This window comes from Nocardioides secundeburneus (genome assembly GCF_039939255.1).
GTDB lineage: Bacteria > Actinomycetota > Actinomycetes > Propionibacteriales > Nocardioidaceae > Nocardioides.
In genome coordinates, this window is the sequence record NZ_JBDUUE010000003.1 from 234,545 (window position 1) to 249,034 (window position 14,490).

Genomic DNA, 14,490 nt, shown 5'->3' on the forward strand with positions numbered 1-14,490 from the left:
TGGGAGGCTGGTGCCATGAGCGAGCCGCACGACCCGTCCGTGCCGTGGGGGAAGCCGCCGACGGGCCCGCCGACGGGGCCGCCCGCCCCGCCCGGGTGGCAACCGCCGCCCCCGTCGGGGCCCTCCTGGGGACCTCCGCCGGGTTGGGCGCCGCCGCCGCCGCCGAAGAGGTCCAGGGTGCCGCTCGTGCTCGGTCTGCTCGCCGCCCTCGTCATGGTCGCGGCGGCGATCACCATCCCGCTCGTGCTCACCCGCGACGACGACGACGAGCGCGGCGCGCGCCAGGAGCCGTCGCCGACCGCGACCGACGGGCCGTCGGGGGAGGAGTCGGGCGACCTCTCCGACCCGAGCGACCCGAGCGACCCGCAGCCGGGCGCCGAGCTCGCCGGCGTCGAGGTCTACGACGACCTGCCCACGACGCACGTCGACGAGCAGGTCGACTACGAGCAGACACCGCCCGTCGGCGGCGAGCACTACGGCCGCTGGCTCGACTGCGGCGTCTACGACCGTCCGGTGCCCGACGTCGTCGCGGTGCACGACCTCGAGCACGGCACGGTCTGGATCACCTACGACGCCGACAGCCTCTCCGACGACGACGTCGACGCCCTGGCCGACGTGCTGCCGCAGAACGGCATCCTCAGCCCCTACGTCGGACTCGACGCCCCGGTCGTCGTCACCGTGTGGGGCCGCCAGCTCGCGCTCTCGGGCGCCGACGACCCGCTGCTGCAGGTGTTCATCGACGAGTACGAGGGCGGCGTCACCGCGCCCGAGCCCCTGGCCTCGTGCGCCGGCGGGCTGTCGCTCTCGCAGGCCGAGAGCCTGACCGGCACGCTCTCCTCGTAGTCCGCGTCGTGGGCCGCGTAGGTTGGACGTCGTGATCGTCGCCTTCAGCATCAGCCCGACGTCCGGCTCCGACGACGGCGGGGTGGCCGAGGCGGTCGCGGCCGCCGTCCGGGTGGTGCGCGAGTCGGGCCTGCCCCACGAGACCAACGCCATGTTCACCAACATCGAGGGCGAGTGGGACGAGGTGATGGACGTCGTGAAGCGGGCCGTCGACGTCGTCGCCGCCGTGTCGCCGCGGGTCGGTCTGGTGCTCAAGGCCGACATCCGACCCGGGCGCACGGGCGAGATGTCGGCGAAGCTCGAGCGTCTCGAGCGCGCCCTCGAGCAGGAGCAGTAGGCGTGCACACCGAGACCCGCAGCTACCGCACCGGCGGTCGTGAGGTCGTGCTCGACCTCACCCGCGACGTCGCGACGTTCGTGACGGGCACGGGGGTGCGCGACGGGCTGCTGCAGGTGTTCGTGCCGCACGCGACGTGTGGCATCGCCATCCTCGAGACCGGCGCCGGCTCCGACGACGACCTGCTCGCCGCGCTCGGCGATCTGCTGCCGGCCGACGACCGGTGGCGTCATCGCCACGGCAGCCCCGGGCACGGCCGCTCGCACGTGATGCCGGCCATCGTGCCGCCGCACGCAACGGTGCCGGTGCTCGACGGCGAGCCGGCGCTCGGCACGTGGCAGAGCATCTGCCTGGTCGACCTCAACGTCGACAACGACGTGCGACAGGTGCGGTTCAGCCTGCTCGTGAGCGCCTGACCTCAGGGCGTCCAGCCCTCGCGGTCGCGGATCGCGGCGGTGACCTTGCGGCTGATCGTGCGCAGCTGACGCGTCTGCGTGGGGGTCAGCGCGCCGAGCACCAGCGCGCGCACGAGGGCGACGTGACCCGGCTCGGCGCGGCGCGTCGCGCGTCGTCCGGACGGCGTGAGGCGGGCCAGCGTGTAGCGGCCGTCGTCGGGGTCGGGCGAGCGGCGGACCCACCCGCGCCGCTCGAGCCGTCCGACGGCGCGCGAGAGGCGCGAGAGGGTGCTGTTGGCGTGCTCGGCGAGCGTGCTCATGCGCAGGGTCGCGTCGTCGGCGCGGGAGAGCGCGAACAGGATGCCGAACTCGAAGTGGGTGACGTCGGAGTCGGCCTGCAGCTGGGCGTCGAGGGCCGCGGGCAGCCACTCGAGCAGCGTGGCGAACGCCGACCAGGTCTCCAGCTCGTCGTCGTCGAACGAGTCGGTGGCGTCGGTCATGCGCCTGATGCTATCCGATGACTTTCCTGGGAAACTCAATGCCGTACGTTGTGACTTGCTCAGGAAAGTCAACGGAAGGAACCTGATCGTGGACATGGGACTCACCGGCAAGCGCGTCTTCGTGAGCGGGTCGACCCAGGGCATCGGCTTCGCCGTGGCCCGCGGCTGCCTGGCCGAGGGGGCGCGGGTCGTCGTCAACGGCCGCAGCCGGCACGGCGTCGAGAGGGCCGTCGCCCGGTTGCTCGAGGCGGTGCCGGACGGCGACGTCGAGGGTCTCGCCGCCGATCTCGCCGACGCGGCGCAGGTCGCCTCGTTGCTCGCGGCGCTCGACGCCGGCGGCGGCGTCGACGTGCTCGTCAACAACGCCGGCGTCTTCGACGTCGCGCCGTTCGAGAGCCTCGACGACGACGCCTGGCGCCGCTACCTCGAGGTCAACCTGATGGGCGGCGTGCGCCTCGCGCGGCATCTCCTGCCGGCGATGGTCGCGCGCGGCTGGGGGAGGGTGGTGTTCGTCGGCACGGAGTCGGCGGTCGACGTGCCCGGCGACATGGTCGCCTACGGCGCGAGCAAGGCCGCCGCGCTCGCCCTGGCCAACGGCCTGGCCAAGCTCACCCGGGGCACCGAGGTCACGGTCAACACCGTGCTCGGCGGCCCCACGTGGTCCGACGGCGTCGCCTCGGCCGTCGAGGCGGTCGCCGCCGCCCAGGGTCTCGACGTCGCCGACCTGCGCGCCGGCCTGGTGCGCGAGACCTCGCTGCTGGGCCGCTTCATCGAGCCCGGCGAGGTCGCCGACCTCGTGGTCTACCTCGCCGGCGTCCGGTCGTCGGCCACCAACGGCGCCGCGCTGCGGGCCGACGGCGGCGTGCTCACCGCGACGACGTGACGAGCCTGGCGATCGAACAGGTGTTCGACTACGATGGGGCTCATGCCCGCCCTCGTCGTCCCGCCCGGCTGGCCGGGCGCCGTCCGACCGCCCGATGCGCCGCAGTGGGAGGCGACGGCCGCGTCGTGGCTGCTCGACGTCTGCCCGCCCGAGTACCGCGGCTACCCGACCCTACGCCGGCACCTGGTGCTCCTGGCGCGGTTCGCGGTGCTGCACGTCGAGGCCATGCAGGCCGCGGCCCGGCGAGGGCTGAGCGAGGCGCGCGGTGAGCTGCGGGCCGTGGCGAGCGACGTGGTCGTCGACGAGGCCGTGCAGACCTGGCTGGCCGAAGACGCCCGGCTGGCGGGCCTACGACGCGAGGTCGGCCTCGTCGAGGACGCCGTCCGCGGCGCCCGCTACCGGGCCCGGCTGTAGGCGGTCACCAGCCAGTCACCGGGGCAACGGGTCGGCGGAGCCGAGCCGCCACACCGCGACGCCGCGCACGCCGAGCTGCTCGGCCAGCCGTACCCGCAGGGCGTACGACCGGGCGTCCGACCACCAGATGCGGGTGCCGTCGGGCAGGCGCACCGACCACTCGCCGGTGCGCTGGTGCCAGGTCGGGCGCACGCCGGCCTCACGAGCCAGCCGGCGAGCGGCCCGCGGCGACAGCGAGCGTCCGGTGCGGCCGCTGCCGGCCTTCGGCCAGGTGTAGCCGTAACCGGCCACCCCGAGGTCGAGCCGCTCGGCCGGCACCCGGGTCAGGGCGGCGGCCATGGCCCGGCGCTGCCAGGGCAGCGCCCCCACGGGTCCCGGCCCCGACCACGTCGGGCCGTGCTGGTCGTAGGCCATCACCACGACGCGGTCGACGGTGCGCCCGAGGCGGGTGAGGGCGTAGCCGCGGTCGCGGTAGGCCCGCGGGGTGCCGGCCGCGCTGACGTCGATCGACACCGTGCGGGCCGCCGGCATCGCCCGCTGCAGGGCGGCGCAGAGCGCGACGAGGCCGGCGGCGTCGCCGCGGCGGACCAGCTCGAGGTCGACGTTGACGCCGCCCCACGGACCCCGGGCGACCAGGAGGGACATGCGGCGCGCCACCCGGTCGATCGCCGCGGGGGAGGACAGCAGCCGGTGGGCGCGGACGGCGTCGAAGTCGCCGAGTCGGTTGCTGTAGTTGCTCAGGACCAGCTCGGTGCGTAGGCCCGCCCGGCGCGCGGCTCGCGCCACCGACCGCACGTCGGCCGTGGGCCGGCCGACCCCGCGCCCGTCGGCGGCGAGCCCGACGCCGGAGACCGCGACCGTGCGCAGCGCGTGCGCCTCCCGTCGGACGACGGAGGCGGGCAGGCTGCCGAGCGCGAAGCCGGTCACCTCGGGCTCGCGTGCCGGGACGACGGGGCCCGGGGCCGCGTCGGCCGGGAGGGTCGGTGCGACGAGCAGGGCCGCCACGAGGGCGACGACGGCGGTGCGCAGCATGTGCTCAGGCTGCCACTACGGTGGCCGGATGCCGACGTTCGCGTGCGTGGCCCTGGTCGATCGTCGCGGCTGGGTGCTCCTGCAGGAGCGCGACGAGCACGCGCCGATCGACCCTGAGTGCTGGGGTCTCAGCGGCGGCCACGTCGAGCCCGGCGAGGACGTCGAGGCCGCGGCCTACCGCGAGCTCCTCGAGGAGACCGGGCTCGACCTCCCGCCCGGCACGCTGACGCACCACGCCACCTACGACGTCTTCCACGAGCACTACGGCAGCACCGATCCCGTGCACGTCTTCGTCGCCGGCCTCGACCTCGCCGACGACGACGTCGAGTGCCACGAGGGCCGCCGCATCGTGTTCGTCGACCCGGGCACGTTCGGCGACCTGACCCTGACCCACTCCGCCTCCGTGGCGCTGCCCGACCTCCTCCGCTCCGACCTCTACCGAAGGGCCATCGCGTGACCACCTACACCCTCGAGGTCCACCCCGTCCCCGGCCCCGGCGCCGAGGACGTCGTCGTGGGCACGCACGGTGCCGACGAGGGGGCCGTGTTCACCGGCACCTCCGACGGCTCGATCTTCCGCATCAGCCACGACGGCGGCAAGGTCGACCGGATCGCGCAGACGCAGGGGCGCCCGCTCGGCCTCGAGATCGACCTCGACGGCCGCCTGCTGGTCTGCGACGCCCGGCGCGGCCTGCTGCGCGTCGACACCGCGAGCGGCGCGGTCGAGGCCGTGACGGGCGAGATCGACGGCGCGCCGATGAAGTTCTGCAACAACGCCGCCATCGCCTCCGACGGCACGGTCTGGTTCTCCGACTCCTCCACGAAGTTCGGCATCGACGACTGGAAGTCCGACTTCGTGCAGAACACGCGCACCGGCCGTCTGTGCCGGCTCGACCCCGACGGCACCGTCACCGTGGTCGTCGACGGGCTCGCCTTCGCCAACGGCGTCGCGCTCTCGCGTGACGAGGACTACGTGTGCGTCGCCGAGACCGGCGCGCGCACCGTCGTCCGCCGCTGGCTCAGCGGCCCCCGCACGGGCATGCGCGACCTGCTCTGCTCCGACCTGCCGGGCTACCCCGACAACATCGCCCGCGGCAGCGACGGCCTCATCTGGGTCACCATCGCCAGCCCGCGCGACCCGGTCGTCGAGCGACTGCAGTCGAGCCCGATGGCGGTGCGCAGGCTGGTGACCCGCATCCCCGAACGACTGCAGCCACAGCCGAAGAAGACGGTGCGCGTGCAGGCCTATGACGACGATGGCCGCCTCGTGCACGACGTCGACGTCGACCCGACGCGGCAGCCCACGGCGTACCACATGGTCACCGGCGTGCGGGAGCACGAGGGCCGCGTGTGGCTGGGCAGCCTGCACGAGGACGCCGTCGCCGTCGTCACCCTGTAGCCAGGCGGCCCCACGAGCCGAGCACGAGGTCGAGCCCGTCGAGCACGCGGGCCCACGACGCCTCGGGTGGCGGGTCGCTGTGCGCGAACGAGCCGCCGGCCTCGAGCTCGACGAACCCGCGCACGGCGCTGCCGACGAACCGGACGGCGTGGGTGTGCTCGGGCTCGGGCACGTCGTAGCCGCGCAGCACCGCTCGCGACTGCTCCGACAACCGCGCGCCGACCTCGGCGAGGGCGGCGGTGACCTCGACGTCGAGCCGTCCGGCGGCCTCGAACCGCCCGGGGTGCTCGCGTGCGTAGTCGCGCTGGACGCCGGCCAGCGCCACGAGCGCCGCGCGTGCGGAGCGACCGGCGAGGGCGCGGTCGGTGCGGTCGGCGATCTCGGTGAGGGCCAGCAGGGTGACGCCGGCGTGCAGGTCGGCGCCGTCGCGCACGTGGGCGTAGAGGCTGGGGGCGCGGACGCCGACCCGCCGGGCCAGCGCGCTGAGCGTCACCTCACGCAGCCCGACCTCGTCGGCGAGGTCGGCGGCCGTGCGGACGAGCCCGTCGCGCGAGAGGCCGACGCGGGCGCTCACCGCTGCACCCGGCGCAGGAACGTCTCGAGGTTGACCAGCAGGCGCGCGACCTTGTCGTCGACCGACGTCGTCTCGCCGATCCGGCTGATCGGGGGCAGCGGCGCCCAGCCGCGCACGTAGCCGGAGCAGCGGAGGTCGCTGCACACGTCGATGCCGACGGTGTTGCCGTCGCGGCCGGCCTTGCCGGCGCGCGGGGCGACCATGAGCGTCACGCCGCTCGCCGGGTGCACCGTGCAGCAGATCGAGCACATGCGGGTGCCGCCGCCGAAGCCGGCGTTGTTGCGGCGCAGCTTGACGCCGGTCGGGCGGTCGGCGGCCGGGGTGCCTGCGATGCCCGGGGCGACGAGGTAGGCCTGCTGCGGCGCCTTGGGGTCGACCCAGCCGAGGAAGTCGAGCTCGGCCCAGGGCTGGGCGTCGAGGTCGGGCAGGTTGATGCGCTTGGCCTCGCCCCGCGTGGCGTTCACGAACGAGGCGCGGACCTGGGTGTCGGTGATCGCGTCCATGGCCTCGACGGTACGTGTGTCTACGTCCCATAGGCAAATGGCTAGGGCATGTAGGCGAGCGGCCGGCGGCGTGGTCCTCGCACCTCGATCTCCTACACTCGAGCCCATGTCCCTGCTCGAGTCGATCCGTGAGCCGCGCGACCTGCGGAGGCTCGACGACGACCAGCTCGCGACCCTCGCCACCGAGATCCGCGACCTGCTCGTGCGCAGCTGTGCCCGCGGCGGCGGCCACCTCGGTCCCAACCTCGGCGTCGTCGAGCTGACGATGGCCGTCCACCGGGTCTTCGACTCGCCGCACGACCGCGTCGTCTTCGACACCGGGCACCAGGCCTACGTGCACAAGATGCTCACCGGCCGCGCCGGTGACTTCGACGGCCTCCGCACCGAGGGCGGGCTCTCGGGCTACCCGAGCCAGACCGAGTCGGTGCACGACATCGTCGAGAACTCCCACGCCTCCACGGCGCTCAGCTACGCCGACGGGCTGGCCAAGGCCTACCGCATCCGCGGCGAGGACCGCCACGTCGTCGCGGTCATCGGCGACGGCGCCCTCACCGGCGGCATGGCCTGGGAGGCACTCAACAACATCGCGATCGCCCAGGACAGCCGGCTCGTGATCGTCGTCAACGACAACGGTCGCTCCTACACCCCTACGATCGGTGGCCTCGCCACGGCCCTCACCACGCTCCGCACCAACCCGCGCTACGAGCAGGTGCTCGACCTGGTCAAGAAGCGGCTCACCTCGGTCAAGGGCGTCGGCCCGGCCGCCTACGACGCCCTGCACGCGATGAAGAAGGGCCTCAAGGACGCCCTGGCCCCGCAGGGGCTGTTCGAGGACCTCGGCCTGAAGTACGTCGGCCCGATCGACGGGCACGACCGCACCGCCATGGAGCAGGTGCTGCTGCAGGCCAAGCGGTTCAACGGCCCGGTCATCGTGCACGCGATCACCCGCAAGGGCTTCGGCTACGACGCCGCCGAGCGTCACGAGGCCGACCAGTTCCACTCGCCCGGCCCGTTCGACGTCGACAGCGGTGACGAGAAGCCGAAGGGCACCATCTGGACCGACCACTTCGCCGACCACATGGTCGAGGTCGGCGCCCGTCGTCCCGACGTCGTGGGCATCACGGCCGCGATGATGCACCCGGTCGGCCTGCACAAGTTCGCCGCCGCCTACCCCGAGCGCACCTTCGACGTCGGCATCGCCGAGCAGCACGCGGCCACCTCGGCCGCCGGCCTGGCGATGGGCGGCCTGCACCCCGTGGTCGCGGTCTACGCGACGTTCCTCAACCGCGCCTTCGACCAGGTGCTCATGGACTGCGCCCTGCACCGCTGCGGCGTCACCTTCGTGCTCGACCGCTCCGGCGTGACCGGCGACGACGGCGCGAGCCACAACGGCATGTGGGACATGTCGATCCTGCAGGTCGTGCCGGGGCTGCGCCTCGCCGCACCCCGCGACGCCACCCGGTTGCGCGAGCTGGTCGACGAGTCCCTCGACGTCGCCGACGCACCCACCGTCGTCCGGTTCCCGAAGGGGCCGCCGCCGGCCGACATCCCGTCGATCGGCAAGGCCGGCGGGGCCGACGTGCTCGTGCGCAACGGCGCCTTCGACGTCCTGGTCGTCGCCGTCGGCTCCATGGGGGCGGTCGCCGTCGACGTCGCCGACCGGCTCGTCGCGCAAGGCATCGGCGTCACCGTCGTCGACCCGCGCTGGGTCAAGCCCGTCGACGAGGCCGTCGTCGAGCTCGCCCGCACCCACCGTCTCGTCGTCTCCGTCGAGGACAACGGCCGCACCGGCGGGTGCGGCGCCGTCCTGCTGCAGACGCTCAACGAGGCCGGCGTCACCACGCCGTTCCGCCTGCACGCGGTGCCGCAGGAGTTCCTCGACCACGCCAAGCGCGCCGCGATCCTCGAGCGCATCGGGCTCACCCCGCAGGCGATCGCGCGCGGCATCGTCGAAGACGTCACCGCGCTCTCCGAGGGCCACAACCTGGCCGACCGTGTCGACGCGCCCTAGGCGTGATCTCGGTCTGGCAGCGGCGGTCGTCACCGGCTGCCTGCTGCTGAGCGCCTGCGGGGGCGGGAGCGCCGGCAACGAGGCCGCCGGGCCCACCCCGACGCCGTCTGGCACCACCACCACCACGCCTCCCGGCGACGCCGCGGGGCAGTCGGCGCCGCCCCCTGCCGTGCCGTCGCTGCCCGAGGTCACCGCCGACCTCGCCGGCGACCTGCAGGGCGTGCTCGACGCCCGGGCCGCCGCCGTCCTCCACCGCGACCGGCCCGCCTTCCTGGCCGGCCTGGCCGACGACGAGGCGCTGCGCACCACCGAGGGCGGCTACTTCGACAACCTCGCCCAGCTGCCGATCTCGATCTTCGCCTACCGGCTCGAGCCGGCCAGCCTCGTGCGCACCGACGGCGCCTACTGGGCCGTCGTGACCGTCGACCTCCAGCTCGCCCCCTACGACGTCGCGCCCGTGCGCACGGCCGACCGCATCCAGTTCGTGCCCGCCGACCCACACGGCGTGCAGGACGGCCGGTTCCGGATCAGCTCGACCACCGACCCGCGGTGGGAGGTCGAGAACCTGCCCGTGCAGCAGCCGTGGGACACCGAGCCCGTCACGGTGCGCGAGGGCGCCGGCGTGCTCGCCGTGTTCGACACCGCCGACGACGCGCAGGCGGCCGGCGTCGTCGCCGCCGTCGAGCGCGGCATCGCCGACATCAGCGCCCGGGTGCCGTACCCCGAGTGGGGCAGCCGGGCCGTCGTCTACGCGCTCGGCGACCCGCGGTTCCTCGACGACTTCGACGACCTGCCCGGCGGCGACCCCCAGGCCCTCGACGGCGTCGCGTTCACGGTGCCGAGCGGCACCGACCCCGCCGTCCCCGAGGCCGCTGCCTCCACCCGCATCGCGCTGAGCCCTGCGCTGCTGCCGGCGGCGGCGTCCGCGCAGCCCGACGTGCGGCTCGACCGGCTGGTGCGCCACGAGCTCGCCCACGTCGCGATCGGCCAGCACGACGACGGCGCCCCGGTCTGGCTGAGCGAGGGCATCGCCGAGTGGCTCTCGGTGCAGGCGCTCGCACCCGACCAGCGCCAGGTGCCCGCCGAGGCCCTCCGGGCCGCCCGGCGCGGCATCGACGCCATGCCGGGCGACGCCGAGTTCAACGACGACGCCGCGGTGCAGCACTACGCCCTGGCCTGGTGGGTCTGCGAGTGGCTCGTGCGCACCTACGACGCGCAGGCGCCGTTCGTCCTGCTCGACCACCTCGCGGCGCGCCCCGACGACGACCCCGAGGCCGTCGTAGAGGAGGTGCTGCGTCAGCCCGTCGACGCGATCGCCCGGCAGGCCGCGCGCCTGATGGTGCAGACCTACGCGCCGGCCACGCCGGCCCCGGCACCCACGCCGGCCCCGACGCCGGGCACGCCGCCCGTGCCCGGGAGCACGCCCACCGTCTCCGAGTAGCACCATCGGTCACTAGGCTGGGCCGGTGAGCTCCGAACGGCTGGTCCACATCCTCGACGAGGTGCCGGCCCTCGACGACGTCGACACCCTGACGATGGTGGTCGCCCTCGACGGCTTCCTCGACGCCGGCAGCTCGGCCGTCCTCGCCGCGCGCCACCTGGCCTCGCTCGGCGACGGCGGCTCGGTCGTGGCGACGTTCGACGTCGACCAGTTCCACGACTACCGCGCCCGCCGTCCCGCCGTGTCGTTCGTGCGCGACCACTACGCCGACTACGACGCCCCGCGGCTCGTCGTCCGGTTGCTGCGCGACACCGGCGGCACGCCCTACCTGCTCCTGCACGGCCCCGAGCCCGACAACCGCTGGGAGGCGTTCTGCCGCGCCGTCCGCGAGGTCGTCGAGCGGCTCGGCGTCACCCGTGTGGTGAGCATGGGCTCGGTGCCGATGGCGGTGCCGCACACCCGGCCGATCGCCGTCACGCACCACGCCAACGACGTCGGGCTGATCACCGGCACCAACCCGTGGCAGGGCGAGCTGCGGGTGCCGAGCAGCGCGCAGGCCCTGCTGGAGATCCGGCTGGGGGAGTGGGGGCGCGACGCGCTCGGCTTCGTCGCGCACATCCCGCACTACCTGGCCCAGCTGGAGTACCCGCAGGCCTCGGTGATCCTGCTCGAGCACGTCGAGCGCTCCGGGCACCTCACCGTCGACCTGACCGCGCTGCGCACCGCGGCCGAGGAGCGCGAGGAGGAGATCGCGCGCTACCTCTCCGCCAACGAGGAGGTCGGCGACGTCGTCGCCTCGCTCGAGCGCCAGTACGACTCGTTCGCCCGCGCCGAGGAGGAGGGCTCGAACCTGCTCGCCGACGACCAGCCGATCCCGACCGGCGAGGAGATCGGGCAGCAGTTCGAGCAGTTCCTGGCCGGGCTCGAGCCCGGCGACCCGCAGCACCCCGGCACCGACGAGGACGACCGATGACCGAGCCAGACCCCCAGCGCGGCCTCCAGCACGATGCCGCGCAGACGCTGATCGACCTCCTCGACCTCGAGTACCTCGACGTCGACCTGTTCCGCGGCAAGCAGCCCGAGTCGACGCGGCAGCGCGTCTACGGCGGCCAGGTCGCCGCCCAGTCGCTGGTCGCCGGCACGCGCACCGTGCCCGACGACTTTCACGTGCACTCCCTGCACTCCTACTTCCTGCTGCCCGGCGACTACCAGGTGCCGGTCATCTACGACGTCGAGCGCATCCGCGACGGCCGGTCGTTCGCCACGCGACGAGTGATGGCACGCCAGCACGGGCGCCCGATCTACTACCAGACGCTCAGCTTCCACAAGCACGAGGAGGGCTTCGACCACCAGGACGTGATGCCGCAGGTCAAGGGCCCCGAGGAGGGCATGGACCTCCTCGACCTCATGCGTGGGCGCGGCAACGAGGAGGCCGAGGCGCTCGGCAAGGAGTGGGCCGCGCTCGACGTCCGGTGGCTCGGCAACTCGCAGGTCGGCCTCGAGCCCGACGCCGACCACCCGTCGAAGGCCCAGATGTGGATCCGCATCGCCGGCGCGATGGGCGACTCCCCGCTCGACCACCTGGCGGCCTTCACCTACGCCAGCGACGTCTCGCTGCTGGGTGCCTCGCTGGCCGCGCACACGGCCGACCCCTCCGACATCCAGATGGCCTCGCTCGACCACACGATCTGGTTCCACCGGCCGTTCCGGGCCGACGACTGGTGGCTCTACGACCAGGTCTCGCCGTCGGCCACCGGGGCGCGCGGCTTCTCGCTGGGGCGGGTGTTCACCACCGACGGCACCCTCGTCGCAACCGTCGCCCAGGAGGGCCTGATCCGGCCCCGTACGCGGTAGCTCACCGCGTCCGGCGTCGGTCGCCGGGCGACGTCTCAGAGCGCGGTGGTGCGACCGGCCAGGTGCGGGGTGCCGCTGGGGCTCGACAGCCCGAACGCGAAGCCCTGGTCGACAGGGGTGCAGCCGAACGCGACGGTGCCGGGCAGCAGCACCGGTCGCTTGAAGGCGACGTCGACCTTGACGGCGTCGGGCAACCGGTTCTCGAGGGCCGCCACACAGCGCGCCATGGTCCACATGCCGTGCGCGATCTGGCGCTTGAACCCCAGGGCCTTGGCCGTGAGCGGGTAGAGGTGGATGGGGTTGGCATCACCCGAGACGGCGGCGTAGCGGCGTCCGAGGTCGGCCGGCAGCTGCCAGCGGACGCCGGTCGCGGGGGCGTCGGGGAAGACCGTGCCGTACGACGCGCCGTCGTCGCCCCGGCCGCGGCGCAGGTAGGCCGACAGCTCCTCCCACACCAGCTCGCCGCCGGCACGGACCTCGGTACGGAACTCGTAGACCCGGCCCTTGGCGTGGGGCAACGGTGCTCCCACCGATGCCACGACGTCGAGCGTCTCGCCGACGGCGATCGGGCGGTGCTGGGTGATGGAGTTCTCGAGGTGGACCGTGCCGATGGCCGGCGCCGGGAACGCGGGGTCGCTCATGATCGCCATCTGCTGCTCGAAGACGAGCAGGTGGGCGTAGGGCAACGGGGCGACGTCCTTGATCGGGAACCCGCACACGCGGGCGTAGGCCTCCACGGCGTCGCGCTCGACGGTGATCGGCGGGCGGGTGCGGGCGAGGCCGGTGAAGCCGTCGACCGGCGCCTTCCTGACGCCGGGCAGCTGGTTGACGACGGGGATCGACGGCAGGGCTACCTTGAGCAGCATGGGCACCGCGGCCATCGCGTCAGGCTCCCAGCATCATCTGGCCGCACACGCGGACCACGTTGCCGTTGACCAGGCTCGAGCGCGGGTCGGCGTACCAGGCGATGGTCTCGGCGACGTCGACCGGCAGGCCCCCCTGCGCCATCGCGTTGAGACGCTGGCCGACCTCGCGGGTGGCGAACGGCACGGCAGCGGTCATCTGGGTGATGATGAACCCGGGCGCCACGGCGTTGATCGTGATGCCGTTCGTCATCGCGTCGGCCAGTGAGTCGACGAGTCCGATGACCCCGGCCTTCGAGGCGGCGTAGTTGGTCTGGCCGACGTTGCCGGCGATGCCGGCGATCGAGGCGACCCCGATGATCGAGCCGAGGTCGTGGACCAGGCCATTGTCGAGCAGCTCACGGGTGATCTTCTCGGGTGCGGTGAGGTTGACCGCGATGACCGACTCCCACCGGGCGTCGTCCATGTTGGCGAGCTTCTTGTCGCGTGTGATGCCGGCGTTGTGGACGACGACGTCGACCCCGCCGTGCTTCTCCTTCAGGTGGTGCGCGATGCGCTGGGCGGCGTCCTTGCCGGTGATGTCGAGGGTGAGCCAGTCGCCGTCGAGCTCCTTCATCAGGGCCTGCAGCTCGCTGGCGGCCTGGGGGACGTCGACGCCGACGACGGTGGCGCCGTCGCGGTGGAGCACGCGGGCGATCTGCTCGCCGATGCCGCGGCTGGCGCCGGTGACGAGGGCGACCTTGCCGGCGAGCGGGGTGACGGCGTCGACCGTGGGGAGACGGGTCGAGGTGTCGCCGTGGGCGCCGATGCGCACGACCTGGCCGGAGACGTAGGCCGACTTCGGGGAGAGCAGGAAGGCGAGCGTGGAGGCGAGCGCGCCCTCGGCGCCGTCGGCGACGTAGACGAGCTGCACGGTGGAGCCCTTGCCGATCTCCTTGCCGAGGCTGCGGGTGAAGCCCTCGAGCGCGCGCTGGGCGACCCGCTCGCCGCCCGTGACCTGCTCGGGCGGGGTGCCGACGACGACGACGCGGGCGCACGGGGCCAGGCTGCGCAGCACCGGGGTGAAGAAGTCGCGCAGGGCGACGAGGTCGGCCGACGCCGTCAGGCCGGTGGCGTCGAAGACGAGGCCCTTCAGCTTCTGCTCGTCGGGCTTGACCGCCGTCGAGGCGATGCCGAGCGTGTCGAGCAGGCCGGGCAGCGACTCGACCAGCCGGCCGCTGCCACCGACGAGCACGGTGCCGTCGACCAGGGGGGCACCCTCGCTCCAGCGGTCGAGCCGGGTGGGGTTGGGCAGGCCGAGGTTCTTGACGAGGATCTTGCCGAGGGGGGTGTCGGTGAACGCCCCGTACTTGTCGGTCCGCTTGTCGCTCATGATGCTGTTGTAACTCCTCGTGTAACTGAGTGTCCACCTTTGGTGACGTGGGCCTCAGGGGCTTGGTCGC

General features: G+C 73.6%; 17 protein-coding genes. 11 read left to right on the plus strand and 6 right to left on the minus strand.

All coding sequences use genetic code 11. The features are described 5' to 3' along the window. Nucleotides 1–177: 177 nt before the first annotated feature. From ABFT23_RS09230 to ABFT23_RS09240, 3 genes are read left to right on the plus strand one after another with little or no spacing between them, the layout of a single operon-like run. Complete coding sequence (locus tag ABFT23_RS09230) at nucleotides 178–843, plus strand: DUF3105 domain-containing protein (RefSeq protein WP_347894450.1); 666 nt, start codon at nucleotides 178–180, stop codon at nucleotides 841–843. 31 nt (nucleotides 844–874) lie between these two features. Further along, nucleotides 875–1,180 (plus strand): thiamine-binding protein, encoded by a 306-nt coding sequence (locus ABFT23_RS09235; protein WP_347894452.1) that lies wholly within the window; start codon nucleotides 875–877, stop codon nucleotides 1,178–1,180. Nucleotides 1,181–1,182: 2 nt separating this feature from the next. After that, nucleotides 1,183–1,596 (plus strand): secondary thiamine-phosphate synthase enzyme YjbQ, encoded by a 414-nt coding sequence (locus ABFT23_RS09240; RefSeq protein ID WP_347894453.1) that lies wholly within the window; start codon nucleotides 1,183–1,185, stop codon nucleotides 1,594–1,596. A 2-nt stretch (nucleotides 1,597–1,598) separates the two neighbouring features. Here the strand turns inward: ABFT23_RS09240 and ABFT23_RS09245 are convergent, their stop codons facing one another. After that, entirely contained in the window at nucleotides 1,599–2,075 is a 477-nt protein-coding gene (locus ABFT23_RS09245) for a MarR family winged helix-turn-helix transcriptional regulator (RefSeq protein WP_347894455.1), read from the minus strand. Between the two features lie 94 nt (nucleotides 2,076–2,169). Between ABFT23_RS09245 and ABFT23_RS09250 the strand changes: the two genes are divergently transcribed. Together ABFT23_RS09250 and ABFT23_RS09255 are read left to right on the plus strand one after the other, a co-directional pair. After that, nucleotides 2,170–2,958, plus strand: coding sequence for an SDR family NAD(P)-dependent oxidoreductase (locus ABFT23_RS09250; RefSeq protein ID WP_347895072.1), 789 nt, complete (start codon nucleotides 2,170–2,172; stop codon nucleotides 2,956–2,958). Between the two features lie 42 nt (nucleotides 2,959–3,000). Further along, entirely contained in the window at nucleotides 3,001–3,372 is a 372-nt protein-coding gene (locus tag ABFT23_RS09255; protein ID WP_347894457.1) for a hypothetical protein, read from the plus strand. A 15-nt stretch (nucleotides 3,373–3,387) separates the two neighbouring features. Here the strand turns inward: ABFT23_RS09255 and ABFT23_RS09260 are convergent, their stop codons facing one another. Next, nucleotides 3,388–4,404 carry a glycosyl hydrolase family 18 protein gene (locus ABFT23_RS09260; protein ID WP_347894458.1) on the minus strand — a complete coding sequence of 339 codons (1,017 nt, stop codon included), beginning with the start codon at nucleotides 4,402–4,404 and terminating at the stop codon, nucleotides 3,388–3,390. Nucleotides 4,405–4,432: 28 nt separating this feature from the next. On the opposite strand from ABFT23_RS09260, the gene ABFT23_RS09265 reads away from it, so the two are divergent. Both ABFT23_RS09265 and ABFT23_RS09270 read left to right on the plus strand, forming a co-directional pair. Beyond that, nucleotides 4,433–4,861, plus strand: coding sequence for an NUDIX domain-containing protein (locus ABFT23_RS09265; protein ID WP_347894460.1), 429 nt, complete (start codon nucleotides 4,433–4,435; stop codon nucleotides 4,859–4,861). Further along, nucleotides 4,858–5,802, plus strand: coding sequence for an SMP-30/gluconolactonase/LRE family protein (locus ABFT23_RS09270; RefSeq protein WP_347894462.1), 945 nt, complete (start codon nucleotides 4,858–4,860; stop codon nucleotides 5,800–5,802). Before ABFT23_RS09265 ends, ABFT23_RS09270 begins: the two co-directional genes overlap by 4 nt. Here ABFT23_RS09270 and ABFT23_RS09275 read toward each other — a convergent pair. Together ABFT23_RS09275 and ABFT23_RS09280 are read right to left on the minus strand one after the other, a co-directional pair. Then, complete coding sequence (locus ABFT23_RS09275; RefSeq protein ID WP_347894464.1) at nucleotides 5,792–6,376, minus strand: TetR/AcrR family transcriptional regulator; 585 nt, start codon at nucleotides 6,374–6,376, stop codon at nucleotides 5,792–5,794. The genes ABFT23_RS09270 and ABFT23_RS09275 overlap by 11 nt on opposite strands. Beyond that, nucleotides 6,373–6,879 carry an FBP domain-containing protein gene (locus tag ABFT23_RS09280; protein WP_347894465.1) on the minus strand — a complete coding sequence of 169 codons (507 nt, stop codon included), beginning with the start codon at nucleotides 6,877–6,879 and terminating at the stop codon, nucleotides 6,373–6,375. Before ABFT23_RS09280 ends, ABFT23_RS09275 begins: the two co-directional genes overlap by 4 nt. Before the next feature lie 106 nt (nucleotides 6,880–6,985). Here ABFT23_RS09280 and dxs point away from each other — a divergent pair, with 106 nt between their 5' ends. The 4 genes from dxs to ABFT23_RS09300 are packed head-to-tail and all read left to right on the plus strand — an operon-like array spanning nucleotide 6,986 to nucleotide 12,185. Beyond that, the gene (gene dxs / locus ABFT23_RS09285; protein ID WP_347894467.1) at nucleotides 6,986–8,890 is read left to right on the plus strand and encodes a 1-deoxy-D-xylulose-5-phosphate synthase; all 1,905 of its coding nucleotides are present in this window, start codon (nucleotides 6,986–6,988) and stop codon (nucleotides 8,888–8,890) included. Continuing rightward, nucleotides 8,874–10,331, plus strand: a complete 1,458-nt coding sequence (locus ABFT23_RS09290; protein WP_347894469.1) for a hypothetical protein — start codon at nucleotides 8,874–8,876, stop codon at nucleotides 10,329–10,331. The genes dxs and ABFT23_RS09290 overlap by 17 nt, the downstream gene beginning before the upstream one ends. A gap of 25 nt (nucleotides 10,332–10,356) precedes the next feature. Further along, nucleotides 10,357–11,304 (plus strand): PAC2 family protein, encoded by a 948-nt coding sequence (locus ABFT23_RS09295; protein ID WP_347894471.1) that lies wholly within the window; start codon nucleotides 10,357–10,359, stop codon nucleotides 11,302–11,304. After that, a complete protein-coding gene (locus ABFT23_RS09300) occupies nucleotides 11,301–12,185 on the plus strand; it encodes an acyl-CoA thioesterase (RefSeq protein WP_347894473.1) in 885 nt (294 codons plus the stop codon). The genes ABFT23_RS09295 and ABFT23_RS09300 overlap by 4 nt, the downstream gene beginning before the upstream one ends. A 35-nt stretch (nucleotides 12,186–12,220) precedes the next feature. Here the strand turns inward: ABFT23_RS09300 and ABFT23_RS09305 are convergent, their stop codons facing one another. Both ABFT23_RS09305 and ABFT23_RS09310 read right to left on the minus strand, forming a co-directional pair. Next, entirely contained in the window at nucleotides 12,221–13,066 is an 846-nt protein-coding gene (locus tag ABFT23_RS09305; protein ID WP_347894475.1) for a MaoC/PaaZ C-terminal domain-containing protein, read from the minus strand. A 4-nt stretch (nucleotides 13,067–13,070) separates the two neighbouring features. Beyond that, complete coding sequence (locus ABFT23_RS09310) at nucleotides 13,071–14,420, minus strand: 3-oxoacyl-ACP reductase (protein ID WP_347894477.1); 1,350 nt, start codon at nucleotides 14,418–14,420, stop codon at nucleotides 13,071–13,073. Between the last annotated feature and the right edge of the window lie 70 nt (nucleotides 14,421–14,490).